The organism is Vibrio sp. MMG023 (genome assembly GCF_021654215.1).
In the GTDB taxonomy this organism is placed as follows: Bacteria; Pseudomonadota; Gammaproteobacteria; order Enterobacterales; family Vibrionaceae; genus Vibrio; species Vibrio jasicida.
In genome coordinates this window covers 131,103-155,996 of sequence record NZ_JAKFZP010000001.1, presented here as the reverse complement: position 1 = coordinate 155,996, position 24,894 = coordinate 131,103, and the positions used below count along the sequence as shown (strand labels likewise).

Annotated in this window: 19 protein-coding genes and 6 tRNA genes; 6 read left to right on the top strand and 19 right to left on the bottom strand. The window is 44.9% G+C overall.

The features are described 5' to 3' along the window. Positions 1-68: 68 nt before the first annotated feature. The 5 genes from L1076_RS00650 to L1076_RS00630 form a co-directional block, all read right to left on the bottom strand. Positions 69-1,421, bottom strand: a complete 1,353-nt coding sequence (locus L1076_RS00650; RefSeq protein WP_237303269.1) for a diguanylate cyclase — start codon at positions 1,419-1,421, stop codon at positions 69-71. Between the two features lie 128 nt (positions 1,422-1,549). Then, on the bottom strand, positions 1,550-2,044 hold the full coding sequence (locus L1076_RS00645; RefSeq protein WP_039976568.1) for a hypothetical protein: 495 nt from the start codon (positions 2,042-2,044) through the stop codon (positions 1,550-1,552). Between the two features lie 351 nt (positions 2,045-2,395). After that, positions 2,396-2,469 (bottom strand) — tRNA-Cys (locus L1076_RS00640). 176 nt (positions 2,470-2,645) lie between these two features. After that, a tRNA-Cys gene (locus L1076_RS00635) sits at positions 2,646-2,719 on the bottom strand. 49 nt (positions 2,720-2,768) lie between these two features. Next, positions 2,769-2,855: transfer RNA gene (locus L1076_RS00630), tRNA-Leu, on the bottom strand. Between the two features lie 384 nt (positions 2,856-3,239). Between L1076_RS00630 and L1076_RS00625 the strand changes: the two genes are divergently transcribed. Further along, complete coding sequence (locus L1076_RS00625) at positions 3,240-4,028, top strand: lipase (protein WP_054755336.1); 789 nt, start codon at positions 3,240-3,242, stop codon at positions 4,026-4,028. Positions 4,029-4,110: 82 nt separating this feature from the next. Here the strand turns inward: L1076_RS00625 and L1076_RS00620 are convergent, their stop codons facing one another. The 10 genes from L1076_RS00620 to L1076_RS00575 all read right to left on the bottom strand — a co-directional run bounded on the left by L1076_RS00620 (position 4,111) and on the right by L1076_RS00575 (position 17,487). Continuing rightward, on the bottom strand, positions 4,111-4,356 hold the full coding sequence (locus L1076_RS00620; protein WP_042606504.1) for a hypothetical protein: 246 nt from the start codon (positions 4,354-4,356) through the stop codon (positions 4,111-4,113). Positions 4,357-4,493: 137 nt separating this feature from the next. Next, the gene (gene amyS, locus L1076_RS00615) at positions 4,494-6,017 is read right to left on the bottom strand and encodes an alpha-amylase (RefSeq protein WP_237302926.1); all 1,524 of its coding nucleotides are present in this window, start codon (positions 6,015-6,017) and stop codon (positions 4,494-4,496) included. A gap of 318 nt (positions 6,018-6,335) precedes the next feature. Then, positions 6,336-6,409: transfer RNA gene (locus tag L1076_RS00610), tRNA-Cys, on the bottom strand. A 134-nt stretch (positions 6,410-6,543) separates the two neighbouring features. Further along, a tRNA-Leu gene (locus tag L1076_RS00605) sits at positions 6,544-6,630 on the bottom strand. A 249-nt stretch (positions 6,631-6,879) separates the two neighbouring features. Then, on the bottom strand, positions 6,880-8,586 hold the full coding sequence (gene dld, locus L1076_RS00600) for a D-lactate dehydrogenase (protein ID WP_237302925.1): 1,707 nt from the start codon (positions 8,584-8,586) through the stop codon (positions 6,880-6,882). A gap of 446 nt (positions 8,587-9,032) precedes the next feature. Next, entirely contained in the window at positions 9,033-9,935 is a 903-nt protein-coding gene (locus L1076_RS00595; RefSeq protein ID WP_039976572.1) for a LysR family transcriptional regulator, read from the bottom strand. Positions 9,936-10,101: 166 nt separating this feature from the next. Beyond that, positions 10,102-13,389, bottom strand: coding sequence for a glycoside hydrolase family 3 protein (locus L1076_RS00590; protein ID WP_237303268.1), 3,288 nt, complete (start codon positions 13,387-13,389; stop codon positions 10,102-10,104). A 654-nt stretch (positions 13,390-14,043) separates the two neighbouring features. Next, positions 14,044-14,117 (bottom strand) — tRNA-Cys (locus L1076_RS00585). A gap of 244 nt (positions 14,118-14,361) precedes the next feature. Beyond that, positions 14,362-15,816, bottom strand: a complete 1,455-nt coding sequence (gene viaA / locus L1076_RS00580; protein ID WP_042601510.1) for an ATPase RavA stimulator ViaA — start codon at positions 15,814-15,816, stop codon at positions 14,362-14,364. A gap of 9 nt (positions 15,817-15,825) precedes the next feature. Further along, positions 15,826-17,487, bottom strand: a complete 1,662-nt coding sequence (locus L1076_RS00575; RefSeq protein WP_042601511.1) for an ATPase RavA domain-containing protein — start codon at positions 17,485-17,487, stop codon at positions 15,826-15,828. 271 nt (positions 17,488-17,758) lie between these two features. Between L1076_RS00575 and L1076_RS00570 the strand changes: the two genes are divergently transcribed. The 5 genes from L1076_RS00570 to L1076_RS00550 all read left to right on the top strand — a co-directional run bounded on the left by L1076_RS00570 (position 17,759) and on the right by L1076_RS00550 (position 22,600). Then, on the top strand, positions 17,759-18,274 hold the full coding sequence (locus tag L1076_RS00570; RefSeq protein WP_039976576.1) for an NUDIX hydrolase: 516 nt from the start codon (positions 17,759-17,761) through the stop codon (positions 18,272-18,274). 24 nt (positions 18,275-18,298) lie between these two features. After that, positions 18,299-19,303 carry a low-specificity L-threonine aldolase gene (gene ltaE, locus L1076_RS00565; protein ID WP_054755341.1) on the top strand — a complete coding sequence of 335 codons (1,005 nt, stop codon included), beginning with the start codon at positions 18,299-18,301 and terminating at the stop codon, positions 19,301-19,303. Positions 19,304-19,381: 78 nt separating this feature from the next. Continuing rightward, entirely contained in the window at positions 19,382-19,708 is a 327-nt protein-coding gene (locus L1076_RS00560; RefSeq protein ID WP_017190809.1) for a cytochrome c, read from the top strand. 218 nt (positions 19,709-19,926) lie between these two features. After that, positions 19,927-21,459, top strand: a complete 1,533-nt coding sequence (yfcC, locus tag L1076_RS00555) for a putative basic amino acid antiporter YfcC (protein WP_005426784.1) — start codon at positions 19,927-19,929, stop codon at positions 21,457-21,459. Between the two features lie 145 nt (positions 21,460-21,604). Continuing rightward, entirely contained in the window at positions 21,605-22,600 is a 996-nt protein-coding gene (locus tag L1076_RS00550; protein ID WP_038867648.1) for a succinylglutamate desuccinylase/aspartoacylase family protein, read from the top strand. Between the two features lie 65 nt (positions 22,601-22,665). Here L1076_RS00550 and L1076_RS00545 read toward each other — a convergent pair whose 3' ends face one another. Genes L1076_RS00545 through L1076_RS00530 form a run of 4 tightly spaced genes read right to left on the bottom strand, consistent with a single transcriptional unit; the run spans position 22,666 to position 24,867 of the window. Next, positions 22,666-23,187 carry a lipocalin family protein gene (locus L1076_RS00545; protein WP_042601520.1) on the bottom strand — a complete coding sequence of 174 codons (522 nt, stop codon included), beginning with the start codon at positions 23,185-23,187 and terminating at the stop codon, positions 22,666-22,668. A gap of 56 nt (positions 23,188-23,243) precedes the next feature. Next, a complete protein-coding gene (locus L1076_RS00540) occupies positions 23,244-23,771 on the bottom strand; it encodes a histidine phosphatase family protein (RefSeq protein ID WP_171357254.1) in 528 nt (175 codons plus the stop codon). 27 nt (positions 23,772-23,798) lie between these two features. Then, the gene (locus L1076_RS00535) at positions 23,799-24,227 is read right to left on the bottom strand and encodes a hypothetical protein (protein WP_237302924.1); all 429 of its coding nucleotides are present in this window, start codon (positions 24,225-24,227) and stop codon (positions 23,799-23,801) included. Further along, a complete protein-coding gene (locus L1076_RS00530) occupies positions 24,214-24,867 on the bottom strand; it encodes an aspartate/glutamate racemase family protein (protein ID WP_237302923.1) in 654 nt (217 codons plus the stop codon). The genes L1076_RS00535 and L1076_RS00530 overlap by 14 nt, the downstream gene beginning before the upstream one ends. Between the last annotated feature and the right edge of the window lie 27 nt (positions 24,868-24,894).

Below are 24,894 nucleotides of genomic sequence, written 5' to 3'. Positions count from 1 at the left end.
TTTCTCTTTGCTATTTTTTGAATTTAGTTTGGCCAGCGTGGGCCGGTGAAAAACTGGACAAATACCAGTTAAATTTGGATAGGCTTCGCCATGATCACCGTATTTCGGCCAGTGTCTTTGGCGGTGTATAGGTTTTTATCTGCAATTTCAAAAGCACGCTCTAGTGCTGCCTGACAGGATTCAAAGGTTGGTTCTTGTGCTGAGAGTGTTATTGGAACAGCGCCAACAGAGATAGTAACTACACCAGATGGGTGATTCTTCATATGTGGTATAGAGAGTGTTTCTACGGCCTGCCTTAAACGTTCGACTTTAGAATTAAGGACGTCAGGATTGTTACCATAAACGAGCAGAGCAAACTCCTCCCCACCCAAACGATAAGACGGCTGGTCTGCCCCAAGCTGTGAACGGAATACTTCCGCCACGTCACAAAGTGCGTTATCCCCTTCGGTATGGCCATAGGTGTCGTTAAACTTTTTAAAGTTATCGATATCACACAGAACAAAGCAGACGTACTCCATAGTCTTGAGTGAATCTCGAACAAAGAACGGCGCGCTACGTTTATACAAAAACCGAGAACCAACCCCTGTCAGCGTATCAGTATCTGTTTGTTGACGAAGCACACGAAGTTGATTTTTGATCTTGGTGATCAAGCTAGAATATGAGCGTGCCAACTCGCCAATTTCATCAGAACGTCGGATTTCCGGAATATGGGATTGATCTATTTTCTCAATGTCTTTCTTCATCGAAGTAGACAAACGCTTTAATGGGCTAACGATCCACATCGTAACGACATAGATAAGTATCATTGAAATCAAGATGGCAATGAGCGCTTCACGACTTAGCTCTTTGATGAGGTTTAACTTGATGTGGTCGAGCTGGCTTGCATCCAACACTGCCCAGATGTAGCCACCGTTATTGTTACGAAGTGGTAGGCAAACATGCAGCACTGACAAGGTAGAATCGTAATAGAAGTCAGTTTGACGTAGCACATCCTTATTCCAAGGTAATTCTGTCTCCCTGTTTAAACGCTGGCTATCTTGCAACGCATCGAGGTCGATGCTCGTTTTGTTTACCAGATATTGGAGCTTATTCCGTTTTATCTCATCTTCATCAGGCGTCATTGAAAGCATACGAAGTAGATTATCTTTTTGTCCCTTTAAGCTGCCTACTTCGTAATCACTGACATCAATCCGCCATACTTGGTTGGTTTGAGCGAGGTAACGCACAGCTACCTCTTGAGTTTTGTAATCCGATACACCAGACACTTCGACAAAAAGCAAATCATCGATAGCACTCAAATTTGCTTTAGTAGATGGCATCATTAAGTTTGCGTAATTCCGCCCTGCAATCGATCCAGACAAGAAGGTCATTTGAGAAGAAAGGTGAGTTTTTGCCATGGTCGCAGCATGTTCAATGCGCATATCCCATTCGCTCTGGAACCGAGTCAATGACAAACCAAAGATAATCGACATCACTAACACCAGATGCGAAACAAACAACATCTGGTTAATCGTAAGCCAACCAAAAACTCGCGTGCTCATTTTTGCTACTACTTGTCTTTGTACACACCTAAGACAGGCTCTGCACACGTTCCGTTGATACAGATATCTTGATAGGTCGTGTGACAGCTTTGACAAAAAGAAGGTTCGAGAGATGGATGAGTATGACTGATGTCTTTTCCTTGACGATCATAACTTCCGTATATCGCCATACCGCCAATGTGCTCTGTTACCCAAACGATGCCATCGACTTCAGAAATGGCAACGGCTGTTGGACCATCGGTATATGGTCCGTGGGTTTTATATTGTTCTAGCTTTGCTGGATTAACTCGGATCGTCAGTGGCGAACCCTGACCATTATTGATCCAGCTATAAGCTCGAACAGATTCTTGTATAAAAAGAGAAGTATCTGGAGGTAGAACCGTGTCTGCTGGTAGGTTTTGTGACTCTTTTACAACAGGCCAATCGAGCCACCCTTCTGGGTAACTGGCCATTGAAGCAGCGAAAGTTGAACAAGACGCAGCACTTAACACCAAGGCTAGCATTCGCCTGCTTTTACGACTAAACACGTGTTTTTCTCCCTAAAACAACAATGGGCTCGTCCTGAGCCAAAATCTAACAATGTCATATATTAACAATACGTTATATATGATGTTATCAATTAGCCTTTAGTAATGCACCAAGTTTATAATTAACAACGTTCTGTTAATAGAGTTGAATGTGCAAAACTGGAACATAAAATTGTGGTGTTAAGTCGAAAATGAGGATTACGTCGAATTTGACGCAATAAATATCGGTTACTGATGAGTAAATTTATGAACAAACGTCTTAAATTTTGACTTATTGAGTGAATGGTCAGAGGTCTTAAGTGAAGTGATTATGTATTAGAGAGAAGATGGAGGCGCCTCCCGGAGTCGAACCGAGGTCCACGGATTTGCAATCCGCTGCATAGCCACTCTGCCAAGGCGCCATTTTGTCGTTTCTAAGAAGAAACATTGAGGTTTTCGTTAGGGTTAACCCTTTCGATGGTCAATGCGACAGATTCTATTCAAATTTTCTAGAAGCTAAATCAGCCTCAAATAATTTAAATAAACACACTAACCTAATCGTACGTTCGATAATGAGATGCGATGGTACTCAATCGAATGGAGGCGCCTCCCGGAGTCGAACCGAGGTCCACGGATTTGCAATCCGCTGCATAGCCACTCTGCCAAGGCGCCTTACCGATTTTTGTTCTCTGAGACTTTAAAAATCTCAATCTACGAGAGATGGTGCCCCGGGCCGGACTTGAACCGGCACAACGCGAACGTCGAGGGATTTTAAATCCCTTGTGTCTACCAATTCCACCACCAGGGCAACGCAATCATGCGATGGCAACACCACCTGCTCTAGCGACCTGTGCCGCGAGAACGAGGCGTACTTTAACGGATTCAGATTTTAGATCAACAGATATTTTGTCTTTTTCATTCATATGGTTAAAAAGGCGACTCACATGCCCAATCTACGATCATTTTGCGCAATTCATATACACAGCGAATGGCATCTTCCCTAATCCCGGTCTTGCTTGTACAAACAAAAAACTTCAAAACCCTCCTACATTGAATGAATACTGACGCAATACTCTGCTTTCACTGGCCCTTGAGTAAAAACGCTTCGCCAACCTCTGTTCATTTCTCATCTTCATCTAATTTTCATATTTCACGTCTAGAGTTTACGTTGACCAAGAGACAGAAAAATAATGTGAAGCCTTTAAAACGATATCAGTACGAACGCTACGCCGTCCTTTGTAATCTCGCCTACCCCAGAGTCTTTAAACAGACCCGCTATGGGTTTGATCCTAATGGGCAGCGCATCATTAAAAACGAGTTTGGCAAAACCATGATCCGTGTTTTATGGAGCAAGAAGCGTACGGAAGTCGTCGTAGTAATTAAAGGTTCGCATAGCATGACCGATTGGCTGTTGAACTTCGCGATGTGGACACGCAGCTGCAAGCGCTTGGGGCTAAACTATCGAATCCATGCAGGCTTCTACCATTTGTTATTTCAAGAAAGTCAACCTTCTCGAAATGAAGATCGTCTTGGTTTGAGCGTGATTGAGCGACTAGAAGCCACCGTCGTACCACTGATTCTACAAGGCAAGCGCATCACCATTACTGGGCATTCATCGGGCGGCGCAATTGGTAGCGTGTTTGCCGATTATATCGAAAGAAAGTACCCGAAAAGCATCAAACGTGTGGTGACATTTGGTCAACCAGCGATTGGTGATTGGACATTCAAGAAACGCTATCGTTTAAGCCACAAAACCTATCGAATCTGTTGCGACATCGATATTGTTACCTTTATGCCTCCGGTGCCTTTTCTCTACTGGCATGTGGGCAAAATGCTTTGGCTTTATAACGGTAGGATTTACGAGAACACACCAACGTTGATGCGGCTTGGACGCTCTTTGGTGAGTTGGGTGATACGCCCTTTTTCTTATCACTTGATGAGTAAGTACATTCGAAATAAAGACTTCTTTGATGAACGGTAATCCATTGCTTCGCTTTCTAGGGATTAAAGGACGGATACAAAAAGAGCCAGTATTAAACTGGCTCTTTCGTCTTGGTTCAGAATTACAAGGACGCAATTTCTTTATCAAGTTGGTATCTGTTGTCGGTAACGATGCGCTCCAATACTTCAACGCGCTGTTTGAGCTCTGCGACTTGCTTGTTCAAACCATTTCGCTCTTCTTCACTCATCTGATTGCGTTCAGAGATCTCTAACGCTTTTACTTCCTTACGATGGTTAAGTACCAGCTTAACGATACCACCACCAAATATTGCACTGAATACAATCGCAACAATCAAAACGTCAGCCATAGATTCCTTTCCTTAATCTGCCTACTGATAATGCTCAGGTATAAAGTTACGCATATGTTTCATGAATATCAAACAAGACATTAATTAAATGCGCACTATTTTCGAAATCGGTCACACCTGCAATTCTTCGAGCCTGATTATTTAACGCCGACCCAAACAGAAACCGAACCGCCGTTCACTGGGAACTCTGCCCAACCGTTGGCATCAGTCCAGACTTCTTCGGTGCGAATACCTAACTTATCGACGTAGCGCGTACTCGGCGAACCTGTGTACATCCATTTTGTTCCGCCAGGTCCGTCACTCATGATAACCGCCATTGAGTTCGGGTGTTCTGCATCCCCTTCTCGCGTCCAACCAATCACATCCCAATGATCAAGGTAGGAGTGCTGCTTGCCATAAGCATAATCTTTACGTGCTTTCACCAACTGCTCAATATACGGCACTTTAACCATGTTGATGTCGTGTCCTTTATCGCTGTATTGTGCGCCGTAGTAATCCGCGTAGAACACTGACGGATAACCTTCTTCACGAAGCAAAATGAACGCGTACGCAAGAGGCTTGAACCACCAATCCACCGGAGACTCCAGCGCTTGCAGTGGTTGCGTATCATGGTTCTCGACCAATGTTACCGCTTTCACTGGGTTGTCCTTCATCAAAGTTCCATCCATGATACGGCGCATATCGAAGTTTCCACCCGAGCGTGAAGCGTTATAGAAGTTCATGTGTAGCGGTGCATCAAACAATGACATGCTGCCAGAAGTCTTAGTGATAAAGTTATGCAGATTGTTCACGTCGTAGTTCCAGTATTCACCCACAGTAAACAGCTCTTTGCCTGTCTTCCAACGCAAGTAATCGATCCACTCTTGTAGGTACTGATATTTGATGTGTTTAACCGCGTCCATTCGGAAGCCATCCACACCCGTCATGTTTAAGTACCACTCGCCCCAGTCTTTCAGCTCTTGTTTGACTTCTGGGTGATCCATGTCTAAGTCTGCGTACATGAGGTAGTCGTAGTTGCCTTTTTCAGAACTGACTTCCCAATCCCATGCTTTGCCGTCACCTTTGAATTTGAAGATCGCTTTTTCTTTACCTGCGTCATCCCAGTCGACCCCGTCAAAGTGATACCACGTCCAATGAAAGTCTGAGTATTTATCGTTACGTCCTGGGAAGCTAAATTCGACCCAAGCTTCAATCCATTTGTCGCCGAGTTCAATGTTTCGGTTGTTCCAATCGACTCGCTTGGTGTCGACCCACGATTTACTATCCGCACCGCCACGGTGGTTAAACACCACATCACCATAAATTTGAATGTTGTTTGCGTGTGCCGCGTTAACAGCATCGAGGTATTGGTCTTTGGTACCGTACTTGGTTCGTACCGATCCTTTTTGATCAAACTCGCCTAAGTCATACATATCGTAAACACCATAACCTACGTCATTGCTACCACCGGCACCTTTGTAGGCAGGAGGCAGCCATAACGCGGTAAAGCCGTTGTCAGATAATGCTGGTGCGTTGTTTTCAACTTGTGTCCAGAGTGCACCATCATTTGGCACATACCAATGGAAATACTGCATCATGGTTCCATTTTGAGCCGCCATTACCGGCGAACTGAGCAGCAAAGTTAAAGGTAAAAGTGTGGGTTTAAGGTTGAATGTTTTCATTATTTTTCTCTCACGTTTTAGGACGAAGCCCGAACTTAGAGAGCCGCAAGACAGGTAGAAGAAACCCAACTAACCGTCTGTTGTACAACAAAAAGTTCGGACTACAATCGTGGAGAAATTATCACCAATCACCCTCTACAATTATTGAGATGTGTAACATTTATAAAATCAATAACTAATTGAGTGCAATTATTGAATCCCGATCAAATAATCAGGGAGGAGATAATAAGTAAACAGGAGAAAGAGGGATTAAAGCGCGTCGATTTCATTGCGCTAAAACGAAGAAAGCCCGTCATAATGACGAGCTTTCGAAAAGAATGGAGGCGCCTCCCGGAGTCGAACCGAGGTCCACGGATTTGCAATCCGCTGCATAGCCACTCTGCCAAGGCGCCTTACCGAATTGTTGTTCTCTGAGATTATTTAATCTCACTTTATGAGAGATGGTTCTCCGACCGGAATTGATGGTCCGACACTCGGTCGGTCAACTCGACGGTGGGATATAAAATCCACACACTCAATTTGCGGATGGTGCCCCGGGCCGGACTTGAACCGGCACAACGCGAACGTCGAGGGATTTTAAATCCCTTGTGTCTACCAATTCCACCACCAGGGCAACGCAATCAATGCGATGGCAACACCACCTGCTCTAACGACCTTAGCCGTGAGAACGAGGTGTACTTTAACGGATTATATTTCTAGGTCAACAATAAATTTATCCTTTTTGATTCAGATGGTTAAAAACACTACTGAATGTATGGGAGTTGAGCTATTCGATTAAAACACACACGCAATCTTAACGACCTCGCCCATAAAATAGAGCCGCTATATTAGCGACTCCCTATCAGCTCTCTCAATGAAAACGTTATGCACAACAGTTACAGTTGCGCTTGTAGCGGTCCATTTTACCTATGCCTGGGTTAAAGGTGTTGGTCGGATCAAGTTGATGGTAGAACGTTTGCAGCGAGTTTTCCGCTTCGTACAGATGCCCTACGTTGTGTTCAGCTGGGTATTTTGCACCGCGACTGTTTAGGTGTTCCAACATTAGCTTCTTCATCAGCTTGGTGTCGGTACCCTTTTTGAAGACATAGTCTTGGTGGAAAACATAGCACATAAAGTGCCCATAATAGAGGGACTTAACTAGGTTCCTACTCACTTCCTCAGGTAATGTTTCTAACCACTCCTCATCGTTACGTCGTAACGCGATATCAAGAGCAACGATATCTTCCACTTCCTTGCGGTGAATGGTTTCGTAACGAATGGCTGCACCTGCTGCTGCAAAACGGTGTAGATACGCTTTCTTGCCCTCTTCTGGTGTACATTCGAAGAAGTCACTATCGTGCTCAGCCGCCCACACCTCTTTTAGGTATTTCTGCGCTTCGGCAATGCCGCCGTCACTCATTTTAAGTACAAGATGGTGCTCGTACTTATCACGGTATTCCAACATCCGCTTAGGAAGATGCTGCGGGAACAACTTGCTTGCGTAATACAGAATAGTATCTGGCAGGTATTTACTGACTAACGGAACTCGCTCTAGGAAGTTTTCGACCTTAGCTTTAAGCGAGAACATCTTAGGTAGATTGTCTGTGCCCAATAGATCGATAGAAAGGAAGACGTCTTTACCGTATTTCTCCGCCATGTTGAAGATGTCACGATGAAGGTACTCACCCATTTCTGGTAAGTTTTCAAACTGAGTAAGGAAGTCTTTTCTCAGCTTGGTAAGTTTATCTGGATCGTTAGTACCTAAATAGAACACCTGCTCTTTCTCAGGAATAGGATAGCTATCGACTCGAACAGCGAACACGCCCAGTTTACCTGCACAACCACTCGCCTCGTACAGACGACGCTCATCCGCATTAAAGCGCGATGGGATATCAGAAGTCACATCACGTACACGTTCGTCGTATTCTTTGTCCGACGCCATGCGTTCATCATGAATCACTTTATCTGGGTCGAAGTTACCATCCTGGATGTTCTGTAAGATCTCTTCAGGCGTCGAGCCTAATCCTTCAATACCAAGGTGGTTTACAAGATTGAGCTTACCGTCCTTGTCGACCTGAGCAAATATGGCAAGCTCTGTATAAGCAGGACCTCGTTTAACCAAAGCGCCACCAGAGTTGTTTGCAATACCGCCCACAACGGTTGCGCCCAGAGAAGAAGAACCAATCACCGAATGCGGCGCGCGATTAACTGCTCGCAACTCTTTTTCCAGCGAATGCAGACTTGCTCCCGGAAGACAAACCGCTTGCTTACCGCCATCTAACAGATAGATTTGCTTCATCTTGGTAATATTGATCACCACCACGTCGCGGTCGTAATCACTACCACTTGGCGCTGAGCCTTCGGTCAGACCCGTCTTGGCTGCTTGCATGATGATGATGCAATTTTTGTCGACACATTGTTGGATGACCTTCCACTGCTCTAGCAGAGTCTTAGGAAAAACCACCGCCAACGCCGTGCCGCTTCCTGAGCGAAAACCGCTGCGGTAATACTTGGTTTTGATTTGATCGGTAAGGACATTTTCTTCCCCGACAATGGTGACAAACGCGTCGATGAGCTGCTTCTGTTTCATATCCGTATCTCTAGTTATTATGCCCAGCCAATATAAGTAGTCCGAATCTGAACGTCCATGCCACCAAAGTCCGATAACGACACCCAGACAAAATTAACTACTTTAATTACCCATAGATTCAATCACTTAAGTTTCGAAGAACTATAAAATCAACAAAGAAACTTATCGTTTCCAAAAAGAAACAATAGCAAAGTGTATTGTTAACAAATGTGCACAACATCCAAGAAAAGCAAAGTCAAAAGAATCACAAGGCTTTATATACCTAACCTTGATAGAATATTGAGTTAAAACAAAACCACAACATGTGAACACCATGACGTTATCGCAGCGTTATATCACTGTGATATTGTTGATCGACAAAGAAAACAGATAGATTGTGGAGTTTTAAATTTAGAGCGAATCCCTTCGAACAAAGGAGAATCACTCCTTTGAGAAAAGTTGAACCACTAGAATTGATAGCTACGACGTTGAAAACACTGATACAGATGCTCAATAAAGATCTTAATCTTTTCTGGTTGCTGACGTGTGTATGGGTACACGGCATAAATGCCCAAGCACTTAGCGGTTTCGTCTTTAAACAACTGAATCAGCTTACCTTGCTGCAAGTCTTCATAAACCAGTACCCGAGGTACATAAATGATACCTTGCCCTAGCAAAGCGACGTTACGTAGCGCAGATGAGTTATTGGTACATAGATTCCCATCTACCTTAACCTGATACACTTCATCATGACGCTTGAAAGCCCACTCACGTGCACCTGTCTCTTGATAGGCATAAACCAAACAGTTGTGCTTAGTGAGATCGTCCGGCATTTTTGGTTTGCCATGTTTGGCGACGTACTTAGGCGATGCACACACAATCCAGTTTGCATCAACAAGCTTACGTGCGATTAGGCTTGAGTCTGGTAAAACCCCAGTACGAATGGCAAGGTCAAAACCTTCGTTGACGATGTCGGCGAATCGATTGTCCAGTTCCATATCAATGTTGATATCTGGGTAAGCTTGGTTGAATTCAGAAATAACGGTAGGAAGGATAAGTTCACCAGAGATAGTCGGAACGGTAATCTTGATGTTGCCGGATAGACTCTTACCCAAACCAACAATGGATTCTTCTGCGGTTGCGACGGCTTGGTAGACACTACGAGCATGTTCGAGAAAGGACTGCCCTGCTTCTGTCAGTTTAAGCGTGCGTGTGGTTCGATAAAGCAGTTGAACACCTATCTCCTGCTCTAATTTGGCAATGCGCTTACTGACGACCGACTTAGTAAGTTCCATTTGTCTTGCAGCGGCGCTGAATGAACCCTGTTCAACCAAATGATAGAAAATAATGTAGTCGTCGGTATTTCTCATGTGTCTTCACTGCTTCCTTGTCGAAGAAGACATTCTAAAGAGATTTCACACAGATTGCCGCAAGAAAGTTCACACTTGGCTTTTAAAGGCTTCCTCAACGAGAAAGGCGAGCTATTGAGGCTCGCCTTGTTTCTACTAAATTGAGTAACTTTCCTAGATGGTCTGTTTACTTCGTGAAGTGAATATCACTGATTTCAAACTCTACGCCAGCTTGGGTATTTGCCCATGCGGGGAAGATAGTGAACGTCTTAACAGTTTGCGCCCAATACTTGTTATCGAACTTATCTCCAAATGTGGACATTGGAACCGTAACGGTAACATCAGAGTTTAGTGCAAGATTCGCAGCGGAAAGTTCCGGTACAAAAACATCTCCCGTATCGCCATCCGCATTAGCAAGTTTCAGCACTAAGCCTGTTTGATCATTATCAGGCTTTTGTGAGCCAAAGGTAGTGACATTCACTGTGAAGACTAGTGAACCCGCTTCCGCAAAGTTTTCCAAGTTTTGTGCATCAAAGTTGAAGTGCAATAATCCTTTGTAAGCCTCTGGACTAGCACTGTTGTACGTGACTGTTGCCCCATCTGTTACCGGGGTTACTGTCATGTGTGTTTCCCCATCAGGAATTGGCCCCCAACCTTCAGTGGTATATTGGTCTGAAGCATTTATCTGCGCGTTGAAGTCAGCGAATAGGTTATAATTGTCACCCGTTAGTGGTGGCAACGCATCTTCTAGCATGTCTTCACAACTTACCGCATCAGAAGGTAATCCTTCAGGGTTTGGAACGTAACGGATCTTACCCAAATCAAACTCCACCGCCTCCGTTGCGTACATCAAGAAAGACGTGTTCAACATTTGGAAACTCATGCCAGTATCTTTCAAGCATTGAAGCGGCACTTTGATCGTCGTCCAAGTGCTTTCTGACGGTTCTGGTAAGACTTTGTTAATGTTAACCTCACCGCGACAAGGATACTCACAGTGAGTCGATAGCACTAAGCTCTCTGGCGCTGCAGTTCCCATGCGAATATCAAACTCCAAAGTCGAATCCGCATTCATGTAGCTGTTGTAATCAACACCCTTTTCGTCTGGGGTTTGCATGTAAATTTGAGCGGCTGAATTGCCAACAAAATCACCAGTCTCTCCCGAGAACTTCACATTGATTGCTGACTGCTGCATGCCATCGTAGTTGATGCCTTTCGTTGTTACTGAGCCGATTGTGGTGGTGTCTTTGCTGATTTCCAGTCCAGACCAACCATTCGCACTGCCTGACATACGTGCAACAAACTCTCCTTTTGCATCTTTACCGAAGATCTCTAATGGGAACTCAGCGATGCCGTTATCTGGCTCATCCATACCACAGCCATAATCACGAGGATCAAGCGGGATATCGTTCAAGTCTTCATACAGAGCAGGAACTTCGGTCTGATTTGCGTAGTTCAAACCATATCCATATGGGAACAACGGCTTATGTTCGCCTTCGATATCTTGCTCAATCAACTCACCATTTATGCCATCAATTGGTGTCGTGTAGTTAGGGATATTGAGTGCCTTGCGGTTGATTGTGGTCGAACACTTCTTAGCACCCCACGAATAAGAGAGCTTACCTTTGAAATCCGCTCCATCTTTTGCGAACAACACATCAGTAATACCTAGGCCTTCCGTACCCGGCAACCAAGCTGCAACGAACGCATCTGAGTTGTTGAGCTCTTCATTGACATAAAGTGGACGACCAGAGAAGAATAGCGTGACCACTTTGTATCCCTGCTCTTTTAGCGCTTTGATCGTATCAAGATCCGCTTGATAAGAGGCTTTTAGCTTCGAAAATTCAAGCGTTTGTGCTTTGCTGATGTCACCGAACATTTCTGCATAAGGATCTTCACCGATAACCACAAGCGCAGTAGCTTCTTCTGGTGTTGTTGCCGAAGCATCGGTAAAAACGTTTTCTTCACCAACTTCTTTCTGCATTGCCATAAGCACCGTTTGTGCATTCGGGAAGTCTTTCTCAATGGTATTGCCATCACCCTGCCAAGTTAGCGACCAACCACCTGTTTGTTTGGTGATGTCGTTGGCAGCCGAACCTGTTACCAAGAATTTCGAATCGGATTTCAAAGGTAGGATTTGGTCTTGGTTTTTAAGCAATACTAAGGATTCAGATACCGCTTGGCGTGCAATAGCAACGTGTTCTGGCGCGCTCAATACGGATTGTTCGCCTGCCAATGAACGTTCTGAAGGCTGTGGTTTTTCCCAAAGGTTTGCACGCATTTTCACACGCAAAATACGCGTCACGGCGTCATCGATACGCGACATTGGAATGATGCCTTCGTTTACTTGGTCAATCACGTTTTGATAGAACGCTTGCCAGTCATTACGCGACGTCACCATAAACACATCATTACCTGCGATTACAGCTTGCGGACAGTTTGCTGCTGTACAGCCGTTGATCTCACCTTGTCCGTTCCAGTCTGTGACGACTAAGCCGTCAAAGCCTAATTTGCCCTTCAAGACGTCAGTAATCAGGTATTGTGAGCCGTGGATTTTCTGGTTTTGCATGTAATCGCCACCATCCTCAGCACCGTCGATACCAACCATAGGATCGTAGTTGGCATCATTCCACCAAGAGTTGAACGACGACATCACCACTTGTGCGCCTGCATTCAAGCCACCGATGTAGCCCATTGCATGAATATTGCGTAGGTACTCTTCTGTGTAACGGTTCTCACCATGGTCAACACCACCCAACGTACCACCGTCACCGACCCAGTGCTTCACGTTAGAGATTACGTTAGTGTCCCCTTTTAAGCCTTCTTCACCACCTTGAATGCCTTCCACCATGCGCTTCGCGTATTCATACACGATTTCTGGATCTTCCGAGTAGCCTTCATATACACGTCCCCAACGATAATCGCGTGGTGTCGCAACGGTCGGTGCGAATGTCCAATCAAGACCTGTCGCAACAACCTCTCTTGCGGTCGCTTTTCCTATTTCTTCAATCAGATCAGGGTTGCGAGCTGCACCTAAGCCAATGTTATGAGGAAATACCGTCGCCATGAAAACGTTGTTGTGGCCATGTACTGCATCTGTCGCCCACATAAAGGGAATTCGGAATCCTCGGTCAGCATAAGCGTCTTCCAACGCTAACCAGTATTTATCCGCTTCGTCCGCCCAATCTTGTGCGGTCGCGTATTTATCATTGTTTGGAAAACCGCCACCACCGTTTAGGATTGAGCCAAGCTTATAGGTTTTCGCCTCTTGTGGAGTGACCTCACGAAGGTCCGGTTGTACCATCTGACCGACTTTTTCTTCTAACGTCATTAATGCAAGGATACGTTGGATTTCTGCTTCCATCGCATCATCTTTTTTAATAACACTGTCGACATCCTTCCATTCCGCAAAGTAAGGAATAGGACTGGTTGAAATGGTGTCACTGTCTGAATCATTGCAGCCTGAGATCATCGCCATTGAAACGAGAATACTGACGATTGTTTTCTTTGTTCGTAGCACGTTATTGCTCCTGAAATATTTTGTTATCCAACGGGACCACACGCCAGAGACGTGCTAGTCACCACTAATTTTTCACTACAGGGGTTTTATTTAGACTACTGAAATAAATGATAAATAATTCTGTGTTAGTCACAGAAATATGCTGATTGGATACACGCAATAGTTCATGAAACAAATAAAGATATCGTTAACAGTTTGATTGTTCGTTAAACGAGAAAGAGTAAGGCTTGTTGCACTTTTGTATGATATGCATGGTATTTCGCAGATTCATAGAAATGTGATTTGATTTCAAATCTTGAAAAAACGTATTAGTGATAGATGTTCCATATTCAACAATTTAAATTAGTGTCAAATTGCATAAGTTTGAAGCATATTCACACTATGTGGCGTTATTAATTCTCCTCGCATCTTAAGTTCACGAAGTAGCAAAATAATAGCGCTACCACGAAACCGAGAGAACTCAGAAGTGAAGCTCTACTAAGTCTCAAAGCACGACACATGTGAAACAGTAAAGAGAAAACAAAGTAGTGATTGACGGCGGCAAAAGGAATTGATGGAACAGGAATTTTAGATACAAAAAAAGACGCCCTAGGACGTCTCTTTTTATGAATTTGGAGGCGCCTCCCGGAGTCGAACCGAGGTCCACGGATTTGCAATCCGCTGCATAGCCACTCTGCCAAGGCGCCAAATTGTTTACGCTTAACGGCTCTGCCCCGTTGCGTTGGGTGCTACTTTACGGATTCAGGAAATATAGTCAAACAAAAATCTTTTATTTCCGCTTCGTTTGCTTTGTTTTAAACCAAACAGTCGATAATTCGATCTAATCGGCGCCTAATTACTAATGGCTTTATTGCATATCACCGAACAAAAAACGACAAACGCGACCGCTTAAGCCGCTTTTGCTTGTCACTTTTATACTGTTCGATGGTGTTAGCCGTTTGCGACGCGTTTAAATAAGCGCCCCACTACATTTGGATGGTAAGACCAAGTGTGGTCAAACATCGACATTAACGCTGGGTTGCCATACTTCGATAAGCTAATGGCATGAAAGCGGTTCTTTTTCGCTTTTAACGCATCGACTTTTGCAAGCAACTCATCTTGCTGTTTTGGTGCAATGAAGTCTGAGATAACAACCATGTCGGCATTTTTGTATTTGTCGCTGTTCATTAGATCAATAGATTTAATTAACGTTGGCTCCAAATCCGTCCCACCATGGAAGCTGTAAGTTAAAAAGTCAGCGGCTTCACGTAAACCATCCTGACGCGTTAGCTCGTAAGTAATGTGTTCAGTGGAGAAGATGATCACATAACAATCTCGTTGTTCAGCCAGAGCGATTTGCATAAGTGCGTAAGCCATGGCTTTGGCACATTGCTCCGGGAATCCACTCATCGAGCCTGACGCGTCAACACAAACGATAAATGGGCCTTTTTCAACATCCACCGCTTTATGATCTGGTTTATGCGCTTTCACTTTACGTAGTGTGCGAGACTTACCTTGCGTGCGGTAGTTCATCAAGCGTTTATCAACCAAATGCTTGTAGAACACGACTTCCAGCTCTGGATACGCCAAAAACATGGTTTCGTTAGGTAGCAGTTTGTTGAGATCGTCACTTTCATGAATACCGACGATATCGTCTGTCGCTTCGTCACTCTTTTCCTCAACCATTTGCAGCTCTTCTGCTGGTGCGCGGTTGAGGTCAGGATCATTCACTTGTCCCGCCATGCGACCAAGTTGCTCTGCGATCTCTTGCAAACCTTTGTGCTTTTTAAGGAACTCTGCGTGGCGCTTCATCACGGTTAAGTCAGTTTTACTCAACTTAGCGGACGCCATATCCCACAAACGCCCAACGCTTTCTTCGTCACCAGACTCCGTCACTTTATCCATGTTACGCATGGTTTCCATACGTTGATAAAGATCGTTGAGGACTTTTTCTTTGTTCTCTTCAAGCTCAGAGACTTGCGCTTGTTTGATTGCTTCTGCAAGGCTTTGATACCACTGGTCACAGAAGTAATGAGGGAACATTGGGTTGTTCACCCCCTTGTTCTTCTCCATCATGCGACGCGCTTGCATGTAAAACGCCGAGTGCCATTCGAGCTTTTTGATCACGTCATCAATTCGTTCGAAAAACTCGTTTTCATCCCAATAAATCACTTCTTGATAGAGTGCGAGTTCCTGTTGAAAACGTTCTGTCTCACAGACTTTCGTCATGCGCTTTTTCACGTTGCCACGCCATTTAAGTAGATGGTTTTTCACCGAGGATTTCATACCTCGATTTTCTGCCATCATCATGACTTGTGAGCGCGCCATTAAATCGTTAACCGCACTATCAATGATGCCTGAATCTGCCACCATAAGTGCTAAGCTGAGTCCGTCTGCACCTAACATGTCGTCTCCTTAAGAGAAAAACTGATGTAAGTTTTTAAAGCGCTGAATGATCTTCTCGCTTTCACCTTGGATAGACTCAAGTCTCTGGCTCACCTGTTGCAGACTCGACTCCATTAGACGTGGTAACTCTGGATCCACGAAACTGTGAGGTAATGCGCCATGAAAGTTGGCTTTAACCTTACGCATATGATGTTCAGCTTCACTCAATTGGCTGACTGCTTTTTCGCTTTCTGCCAACCATTTTTGGTAAAGCTCAACGTCTAAACCTTGTTGGGTAACCAAGCTCACCAACACACCGCGGTTTGCAATGTCACGGATCACAAGGTTGTTTGCCGCATCGACATCAAACCGCAGACGACACATATTGGTGTTTTGGTTCACATAGCCATACACATCGCCATGACCTTCTTTGATCACTCGGTCAAGCTCGTCTTTTGGTACGTATACCCAGCGGCTGTCACCCTTCTCTGATTCAGATACCGACATGTTGCTTTGCAGAATAACCAGCTTAACCAGATTCACCGCCGCGCCTACTTTGTAAGTTTTCGCTTTGGATGTATCGAAGCTCATGGTTTCTTTGCGAAGCAGTCCCGTTGCCGCTTCAGCGTTTAGCGTCATGCGATATTTGTCTTCAAGTTCATGCTGCACATCAACCAAAGATTCACGACAGTATTCGATCTCTTGCTCTGCTTCTTGCTGATCAAAGGCATGTTTTAGTGCGAACTCTTGAATCACACTGCGAACGACATCGCGTGACTCAGGGCTATTCCATAAACAATCTTGCAGTAGCAGAAGATCAAGTGGGTTGATTTCATCACGACCATTGAAAAACGCGCTCGCTTTAAGCAATTTGACCGCTTTTTTCCAACGGCGGTCAGACACGTACATATCTGTTAATGATGCGTCGCCAAACTCAGACTCTACTTTCGTTTCCAACATAGACTTAAGTTGGTATAGCTTTTCGAATGTATTGTCGGTGAGAGTCAGCTTATCGAGCTGTTGCTGCCAGCGGTGGTATTCTTCGTCTGTGATCGCCAAACCCTCTGGAACCTGCGCTTCTTGAGACGTACCCACTGTCAGCATGGATTTGAAGTTTTGCTTATCCTGAATGCGGTTTACAAACACGCGCACCAACATGCGGTCGTAAAGTGCGTCTAAACCACTATCTTCGTCTGGTAGTTCGTTTGATGCTGAAACCAAAAGGCGCATCGGTACACGTTCAATTTCACTGCCGTTTTTGAACGTCTTTTCGTTCACAACAGTCAAAAGCGTATTCAGAATCGCAGGACCTGCTTTCCAAATCTCATCAAGGAAAACCACCTGTGCCGTTGGTAAGTAGCCTTGAGTAAGACGGACATAACGACCGTTGTCTTTTAGCTCTTGAATGCTCAATGGACCAAACACTTCCTCTGGTGTTGAGAAGCGAGTCATTAAGTACTCAAAGTAACTACTGTTATCAAATGCTTGGATAAGACGTTTGGCGATTAAGCTTTTTGCAATACCCGGAGGACCAAGAAGGAAGACGCTCTCACCCGCTAGAGCGGCAAGAAGACAAAGTTTGATGGTGTGTTCGCGTTCGTAAACGCCGTCGGTCAGTGCTTTAGCCAGCTTGTTGATACGCTCTGAAAGAAGCGCCTTTTCTGCATTTGATGCGAAAGATGGTTGAATCATAAAAGCTCCGGCTGTTGAACTGAGGCTGTATATTTAATTTTATACATTTGTTATCACTTTGTTACAAGTGTATTTTTTAGTGAACCGCGGTTATACCAGATGCTCTTCGCGCGCGTGCGCGGGTAACCATAGTTTTCATTTATGAGACATAACTCACTGAATGTGCTGATTTCATAAGAGTATGAAACCATTTTCTACTTTTGTTTCACGCGGTTTGTGGTTAATGTGCAAAACACGTCAACACGCGGTTACCGCTAGGATCCACAACTGCATGAGCAATACAATTCATAAATGGAAGCAGATTTCTCTGGTCGAAGAGGAAGTTAAACTACCAACTGGTCGGATGATCACACATACCACTATCCAACACCCCGGTGCTGCCGTTATCTTACCTATTACTTCAGATGGCAACATCGTTCTTGTTAATCAATTCCGTCCCTCTCTTAACAAATGGCTGCTTGAATTGCCTGCTGGCACACGTGAAGGCGATGAAGATCCGTTGCACTGTGCTCAAAGAGAGTTGGAAGAAGAAACAGGATATAGCGCCGAAAAGTTCACATCGCTTGGTCAAGTTACCCCTCTCGCTGGTTTTTGTGATGAAATCCAGTACTTGTTTGTTGCTGAGCAACTGAACAGGACTAATCGATACGAGTGTGACGACGATGAAGTGATTGAAGTGGTGACATTGTCACGAGAAGAACTCGAACAACAAATTATTCAAGGCATTATTACGGATGCCAAAACTATCGCTTGCCTAAGCAAAGCTCGTCTTTGCGGTTATATTTAGGTCTTTTCGACCGAGGAGAGAATTATGGACTTTCGATCAGATACCGTTACGCAACCTACCCAAGCAATGCGTGAAGCAATGTTTACCGCTCCGGTAGGTGATGATGTGTACGGTGATGACCCAACCGTTAACGAGTTAGAGCAATTTGCTGCTGAGCTTGCGGGCTTTGAAGCGGCAATGTTCACAACCTCTGGCACACAGGCAAACTTACTTGGCTTAATGGCACATTGTGAGCGCGGTGACGAATACCTATGTGGTCAGCAAGCGCATAACTACAAGTACGAAGCTGGCGGCGCGGCAGTACTGGGGTCTATTCAACCTCAACCGATTGAAAACAACCCAGACGGTACTTTGCCATTTGATAAGCTAGAAGCAGCAATCAAGCCAGATGACGCGCACTTTGCACGTACTCGCCTACTTAGTCTGGAAAACACCATCAACGGTAAAGTGATTCCTCTTTCCTACCTTGCTGAGGCTCGTGAGTTTGTGAACAAACATAACTTGCAGATGCACCTAGATGGCGCTCGCGTATTCAACGCAGCTGTAGCGCTTGATGTTCCAGTGAAAGAGATTGGTCAGTACTTTGATTCAATGACTATCTGTTTATCTAAAGGTTTGGCTGCCCCTGTTGGTTCGCTACTGCTTGGTAGCAAAGAGTACATCGCAAAAGCACGCCGTCTAAGAAAAATGGTCGGCGGTGGTATGCGCCAAGCGGGTATTCTCGCTGCAGCTGGTAAACTAGCCCTTACCGAGCAAGTAGAACAGCTAAAACAAGACCACATCAATGCAAAAACCTTGGCGGAAGGTTTAGCGGAATTGTCTGGTTTCTCTGTTAATCCAGAATTTGTTCAAACCAACATCGTCTTTGCCAAGCTTGACCCACAAGTGGATATCGCTGGTATTGCAGAAAAGATGAAGGAGCAAGGCATCACGATTACTCCAGGAAACCCAATCCGCTTCGTGACGCACAAAGATATTTCGGCACAAGACATCGATACCTTCCTATCTAGCCTTAAATCTCTGCTTTAACTTGATTTTGATCATTGAGCTTCCCCTAAGGGGAAGCTTTATTCTATGCGCTTTCAAGAACTACAATGAGTGCATTTCATGCTTAGATACGTGCTTCTAACGTCTCTTCTTCTCTCTTCCTCTGTTGTGGCGAAACCTTTTGGTGACGTTGATAAAGGCAAACTTAAATCGCCAAGCTGTGTTTACTGTCATGGTTCGAACGGCATGACGACAAACGACGCTTACCCTAACCTAGCCGGTCAGAATGCTCAGTACCTGTATGATTCTATGAAAGCCTATCAAGATGGGCTTCGCTTAGGTCCTTTGGCTGAGATGATGGCAGCCCAATTACGTATGTTGAATGATGAAGATTTACGCGATGTTGCCGCGTTTTATTCAGAACAAACACCTCATGCAGAAAAGTGAATAATTATGGGACTTGTGAATCACCACAAGTCCTAACTCCGTTTTCATTCGCACAACATCTAACCAAAACAATTAACCATTAAATCATTGATAAGCAACTCAACCCTCTTCAGATTAAATTATTGATGAATTTATAGTTCATCAACCCAGTTAATATTGACTTTTTATTCTATTTTATCGATATTTCATGCTTTCTATAATTCGACGTGAAATAGGTTATGTCTCACACACACGCTCAGCCATCGGAATCGGCGGCAACCCCTAAATCATGGCAGATGCCTGATACCCTCATTTTGATCTTCATTGTTGGTATTCTTGCTGCGATTCTTACCTACTTAATTCCTGCTGGTCATTTCGATAGCCAACAGGTGACCTACATGGTCGACGGTGCAGAAAAAACTCGCACAGTTATCGATCCATCTTCTTTCTCTTATGCAACCGACGAAAACGGTGAATTGGTTTACAACAAGGTTGGACTGTTCGCTTCAGGCGGTGGCATTGGTCTAATGAACTTCCCATTCGAAGGTCTGGTTTCAGGCTCTAAATGGGGCAGCGCGATTGGCGTTATCATGTTCATGCTGGTTATCGGTGGTGCATTTGGTGTGGTAATGCGCACAGGCACAATCGACAACGGTATCCTTCGCCTTATCGATAAGACCAAAGGCAACGAAGCGCTATTCATTCCCGTTCTGTTCTTGCTGTTCTCTTTGGGCGGCGCAGTATTTGGTATGGGTGAAGAAGCCGTTGCATTTGCGATTATTATCGCACCGCTTATGGTTCGTCTTGGCTACGATGGTATTACTACAGTAATGGTGACCTACGTTGCGACTCAGATTGGTTTTGCAACGTCTTGGATGAACCCATTCTCGGTAGCAATTGCACAAGGTATTGCCGGCATTCCTGTTCTGTCCGGTATGACTGTACGTATGGGTCTTTGGGCGGCTTTCACCGCGATTGGTATTGCTTTCACTATGATTTACGCAGCGCGTATCAAAGCAAACCCTGAGCTTTCTTACAGCCGTCGCACTGACAAATACTTCCGTCAGCAAGAGCTAGGTGACCACGATTCTCGTTGGAACCTAGGTGATACCCTAGTAATCCTTACGGTTATCGCAACGACAGTATGGGTTGTTTGGGGCGTAGTAGCCAACGCATGGTACATCCCAGAAATCGCATCTCAATTCTTCACTATGGGCTTTGTCGTTGCGATTATCGGTACGATCTTCCGTCTGAACGGCATGACGCTAAACTGTGCGGCTGACGCATTTAAAGAAGGTGCAGCAATCATGCTTGCCCCTGCTCTATTGGTTGGTTGTGCGAAAGGTGTATTGCTTATCCTAGGTGGCGGTACTACTGATGAAGCGAGCGTGTTGAACTCGATCCTGAACAGCGCTGGTGGCGTAATCAGCGGTCTTCCTGACGTTGCTGCGGCTTGGTTGATGTATGTTTTCCAATCTATCTTCAACTTCTTCGTGACTTCAGGTTCTGGTCAAGCAGCGCTGACAATGCCTCTATTGTCTCCTCTTGCAGACATCGCTGGCGTTACTCGTCAGGTTGCGGTTCTAGCATTCCAACTTGGTGACGGTTTCACTAACGTTATCGTTCCTACTTCAGCGTCGCTAATGGCAACACTGGGTGTATGTCGTATCGACTGGGGTGACTGGGCGAAATTCTGCTGGCGCTTTATGCTATTACTCTTTACCCTATCGAGCATTGTCGTCGTCGCAGCTCACGTGATGGGTTTTGCGTAAACTGATTACCAATATCCCCAAGCAACTTAAACGCGAAAGCGGAGTTTGGGTATAAAGAATAAGGCGAGACAAGTTCTCGCCTTTTTTAATTCAAGCCGTATGGCAAACAAGCATCGAAGTAAGATGTTTTGGAGTGACAACTTTAATGGCAACACAATTTCTGGATGACGTAATTCAAGGTCATCAAGTCATTCAATCTCTTGACGTAACAGACTTGCCTGCGGGTGAGCATAAGTTTTGGTTCCGTATCGCAACCAACGCCCTATCTCAGTGGCAACATTTACCTGTATTGGTTTTCAAAGGCGAAAAACCGGGTAAGAAAATCATGATCACAGCAGGTGTTCATGGTGACGAATACAACGGTGTTTTAGCGGCGCAAAAGACCGCTCGAGAACTGATTGGCAAAGACATCGCGGGTACTGTAACTGTCGTTCCGACCATCAACTTGACGGGTATGCTGAACCACAGCCGTGACTTCTTCTCTGCGGATCCAGATGCATCTCCAGCAAACTTAAACCGTTTCTTCCCTGGCGATGCAAATGGCAACGAAGCAAACCGCTTCCTATTTGCTTTGTGGAATAACCTTCTTAAACCGAACGCAGAACTGGCGATTGATTTGCACACTCAAACCACTGGTGCTGCTTACCCGCTGTACGTGTTTGCTGACTTCCGTATTGAGCAATCTCTGGAAATGGCTCGCCTCATTAACCCAGATGCGATTCTTAACGATCCGGGTGACGCTGGAGTACTTGAAACCGTCTGGAACAACAGCGGCATTCCAAGCATCACCATCGAGGTGGGCATGGGTCGTTACACAGAACAAGAGCTGATCGACCGTACCGTGACTGGCATCTTCAATATCCTTGCTCGTCATGACGTAGTGACCGGCGAAGTTGCAGAGATCACGCCCTGCCTAGAAGGCAAAGACATCATCAGCATTCGCGCTGAATTAGGTGGTTTTGTACTACCACAAGTGAAGATGATGGATAAGGTAGAACAAGGTCAATTGGTTGCAATTCAATACGACAGCTTTGGTGATGAGATTCAGCGTTACACAGCGCCGACTGAAGGTACAGTGCTGAGCCACAACATTGAATCGATCCGAGCACCAGGTTCATTAGTTGTTCGATTAATTAAGTAATCCAGAACTCAGTTGAATACATGCCCCACTTTTTGTGGGGCATGTTTCATTTGTCGCGGTAAGTATTACTTTGTTTGCTCTACGAGAATTAATTCGTCCGACGCAAAGCCTTTCTCTTTTGCTACTTGTTTGAAACGCTCGACCGTTGCTTTATCGACAGTTGGTGTGCGTGACAGTAGCCATAGGTAGTCGTGATTGAAACCAGAGATAAACGCGTAGTCGTAGTTCTCACCTAGTTCAAATACGATGTAAGACGAATAAAACGGACCGAAGAAAGACACTTTTAAATGCCCTGTGTTTTCACCATCAACGAAATACGCTTTGCCGTCAGCTTGCGTCCATTCTTTATCTTCTTCTGAATAACCTCGGTTTATAACCGTTACGCCACCGTCCTCACGTAGCTCGTATTCAGCCGTCACATTCGATAAACCACGCTCAAAAGAGTGATCAAGACGCGCAATTTCATACCACTTGCCTAGATATGGTTGAAGTTCAAAGTTATTGACCGGCTCCACGCCATCCGGTTTAGACGTACAGCCAAACAACGTTGCAAGGGACAAAAGTAAAAGTGTTTTAAGAGATTTCATACAGCAACCTGAAATTAAGTTAGTGACTGATTTTACTATAGAAGATAAAAATTCGATCAGAAATTAATGTATCGAAATTCTCCACAGGACAGTCCTACGTCTTGGAAACCTTGTAGTGCTTCAAACACATTAAAGTGGCTCACGACAACAACCTTTCGATATTGGCGGTAGCGTTCCAGCACCAACTCAGCCCGTGCTTTTAGCCCATCAACATGTTCGTAGCGACTGTCGGTCATTGGAATCCCCGCTTTTAACAACTCTCGGTATTCGTGCCAGCGTCGGTCTCTCTCATTCAAGGTAATATAACCGCCTTCTTTGTCCGCACGCCACTCTCTCAAGTCATGCTCAACAAACAAAGGCAAACCGCGGTGACGATTGAGAATTTCTGCTGTTTGAAGGGCTCTTGTATAAGGAGAGCTGATGATGATTTCAGCATCATTGAAGACTGGATGATTGAGTTTTTCTTGCAACACAGACAAATGCTCTCGACAAAGCGGGGCATAATCCTTCTCAAGTTGGGTCATCTGCCGCTCATCCGCTAACGTAAAATCTGGCACGCCATGCCTTACAAATACAATATCCATCTTGTGGTGCTCGTCCTTGTTAAATTGCTATTGAGAAATTGGAGTCAGTTTTAGATAGGAGTGCACTTCTCCATTTTTGTATTCAATCGCCGAGTGGATGGAAGGTTCACGGTTTCCCACAACAGAAAGTTCGTAAGTGTTTTCACCTTTGTAGATCGTGATATGAAGTACGCCAGCCTCTAGCTCCCAATGCCCTTTGGTGTGAAGGCGTCCAAACAAGGTGTATTCATCAAGTGAACCATCCGCATGTAAGTGCACCTCTGTGATGTAGCCACCCGTGCAGCTCTTGATCCAGCAACGATCACTGACTTCTTCGAGGCGTATTTCTCTTTTGCTTGCCTTCCATTTCGAGAAACGTTCAGACTCCGCAAACGACGCTTCGATATCGGAATGTTCTTTTATGGGCGCCCCTTCAAGCTCGCGCAAGTAAAGCTGAATCCAACTAGTTATTTGCATGGAATATCCTCAAGGTTTCAATTGCCCTTTTTACGCCTAAACGTGGGCTGCTTAATACTGGAATGTCGACATCAACTAATGATGCAGCACCTGACATCGAAGCTTGTGCCAGTACGATTGCGTCATAATCACGAGCCTTTTGCTCTATTACCGCTTTTATCTTGTCGTAATAGCCTTGGTTATCTTGGTCGAGAAAACGCTTCCAAGCACCTTCAACTACAAACGTATCTAACTGACGGATACAATTGCCCTCACTTGTCTCAAGTAACGCCAAGCTAGGTTCAATGGTTGTCGATAATGCCGCGAGTAACAACACTCGCTCATGAGTGACAGCTTGGTCACCCATCGCGCGGTCGATACGCTGAACATTGATTCCCTGCTCCGTAAGTGATTCAGCAAAGCGACCAATTGAGGAGCAGGTACAAACCACCAAGTTTGCTTGTTCAGAAAGCTCTCGTACTTTGTCTTGTACGGATTGCTCCACCTTAGATTCGTCCTCTCCAGCAACCAAACGCTCCAACAAGTCAGCATCGGCAAAGTGTGCGACTTTTAAATCCGGTGCGAGCTCTGTCATCAATTTGGAGAAAGGTGGAATGTGTACGGGTGAAGTATGAAGAAAATAAAGGTCGTATGGCTTCATGCTAAGTTGTCGATTTTTAGTTCAATT

Bases quoted from the DNA above. Each gene is read 5' to 3' on its own strand.
- L1076_RS00590 (WP_237303268.1), bottom strand. From the start codon at position 13,389: ATGGCGATGATCTCAGGCTGCAATGATTCAGACAGTGACACCATTTCA.
- ltaE (WP_054755341.1), top strand. From the start codon at position 18,299: ATGGACTTTCGATCAGATACCGTTACGCAACCTACCCAAGCAATGCGT.
- L1076_RS00560 (WP_017190809.1), top strand. From the start codon at position 19,382: ATGCTTAGATACGTGCTTCTAACGTCTCTTCTTCTCTCTTCCTCTGTT.
- amyS (WP_237302926.1), bottom strand. From the start codon at position 6,017: ATGAAAACATTCAACCTTAAACCCACACTTTTACCTTTAACTTTGCTG.
- viaA (WP_042601510.1), bottom strand. From the start codon at position 15,816: ATGTTAGGTGCAGACGGACTCAGCTTAGCACTTATGGTGGCAGATTCA.
- L1076_RS00570 (WP_039976576.1), top strand. From the start codon at position 17,759: ATGAGCAATACAATTCATAAATGGAAGCAGATTTCTCTGGTCGAAGAG.
- L1076_RS00595 (WP_039976572.1), bottom strand. From the start codon at position 9,935: ATGAGAAATACCGACGACTACATTATTTTCTATCATTTGGTTGAACAG.
- L1076_RS00645 (WP_039976568.1), bottom strand. From the start codon at position 2,044: ATGCTAGCCTTGGTGTTAAGTGCTGCGTCTTGTTCAACTTTCGCTGCT.
- L1076_RS00545 (WP_042601520.1), bottom strand. From the start codon at position 23,187: ATGAAATCTCTTAAAACACTTTTACTTTTGTCCCTTGCAACGTTGTTT.
- L1076_RS00535 (WP_237302924.1), bottom strand. From the start codon at position 24,227: ATGCAAATAACTAGTTGGATTCAGCTTTACTTGCGCGAGCTTGAAGGG.
- L1076_RS00540 (WP_171357254.1), bottom strand. From the start codon at position 23,771: ATGGATATTGTATTTGTAAGGCATGGCGTGCCAGATTTTACGTTAGCG.
- L1076_RS00530 (WP_237302923.1), bottom strand. From the start codon at position 24,867: ATGAAGCCATACGACCTTTATTTTCTTCATACTTCACCCGTACACATT.
- yfcC (WP_005426784.1), top strand. From the start codon at position 19,927: ATGTCTCACACACACGCTCAGCCATCGGAATCGGCGGCAACCCCTAAA.
- L1076_RS00575 (WP_042601511.1), bottom strand. From the start codon at position 17,487: ATGATTCAACCATCTTTCGCATCAAATGCAGAAAAGGCGCTTCTTTCA.
- L1076_RS00650 (WP_237303269.1), bottom strand. From the start codon at position 1,421: ATGCGCATTGAACATGCTGCGACCATGGCAAAAACTCACCTTTCTTCT.
- dld (WP_237302925.1), bottom strand. From the start codon at position 8,586: ATGAAACAGAAGCAGCTCATCGACGCGTTTGTCACCATTGTCGGGGAA.
- L1076_RS00620 (WP_042606504.1), bottom strand. From the start codon at position 4,356: ATGGCTGACGTTTTGATTGTTGCGATTGTATTCAGTGCAATATTTGGT.
- L1076_RS00550 (WP_038867648.1), top strand. From the start codon at position 21,605: ATGGCAACACAATTTCTGGATGACGTAATTCAAGGTCATCAAGTCATT.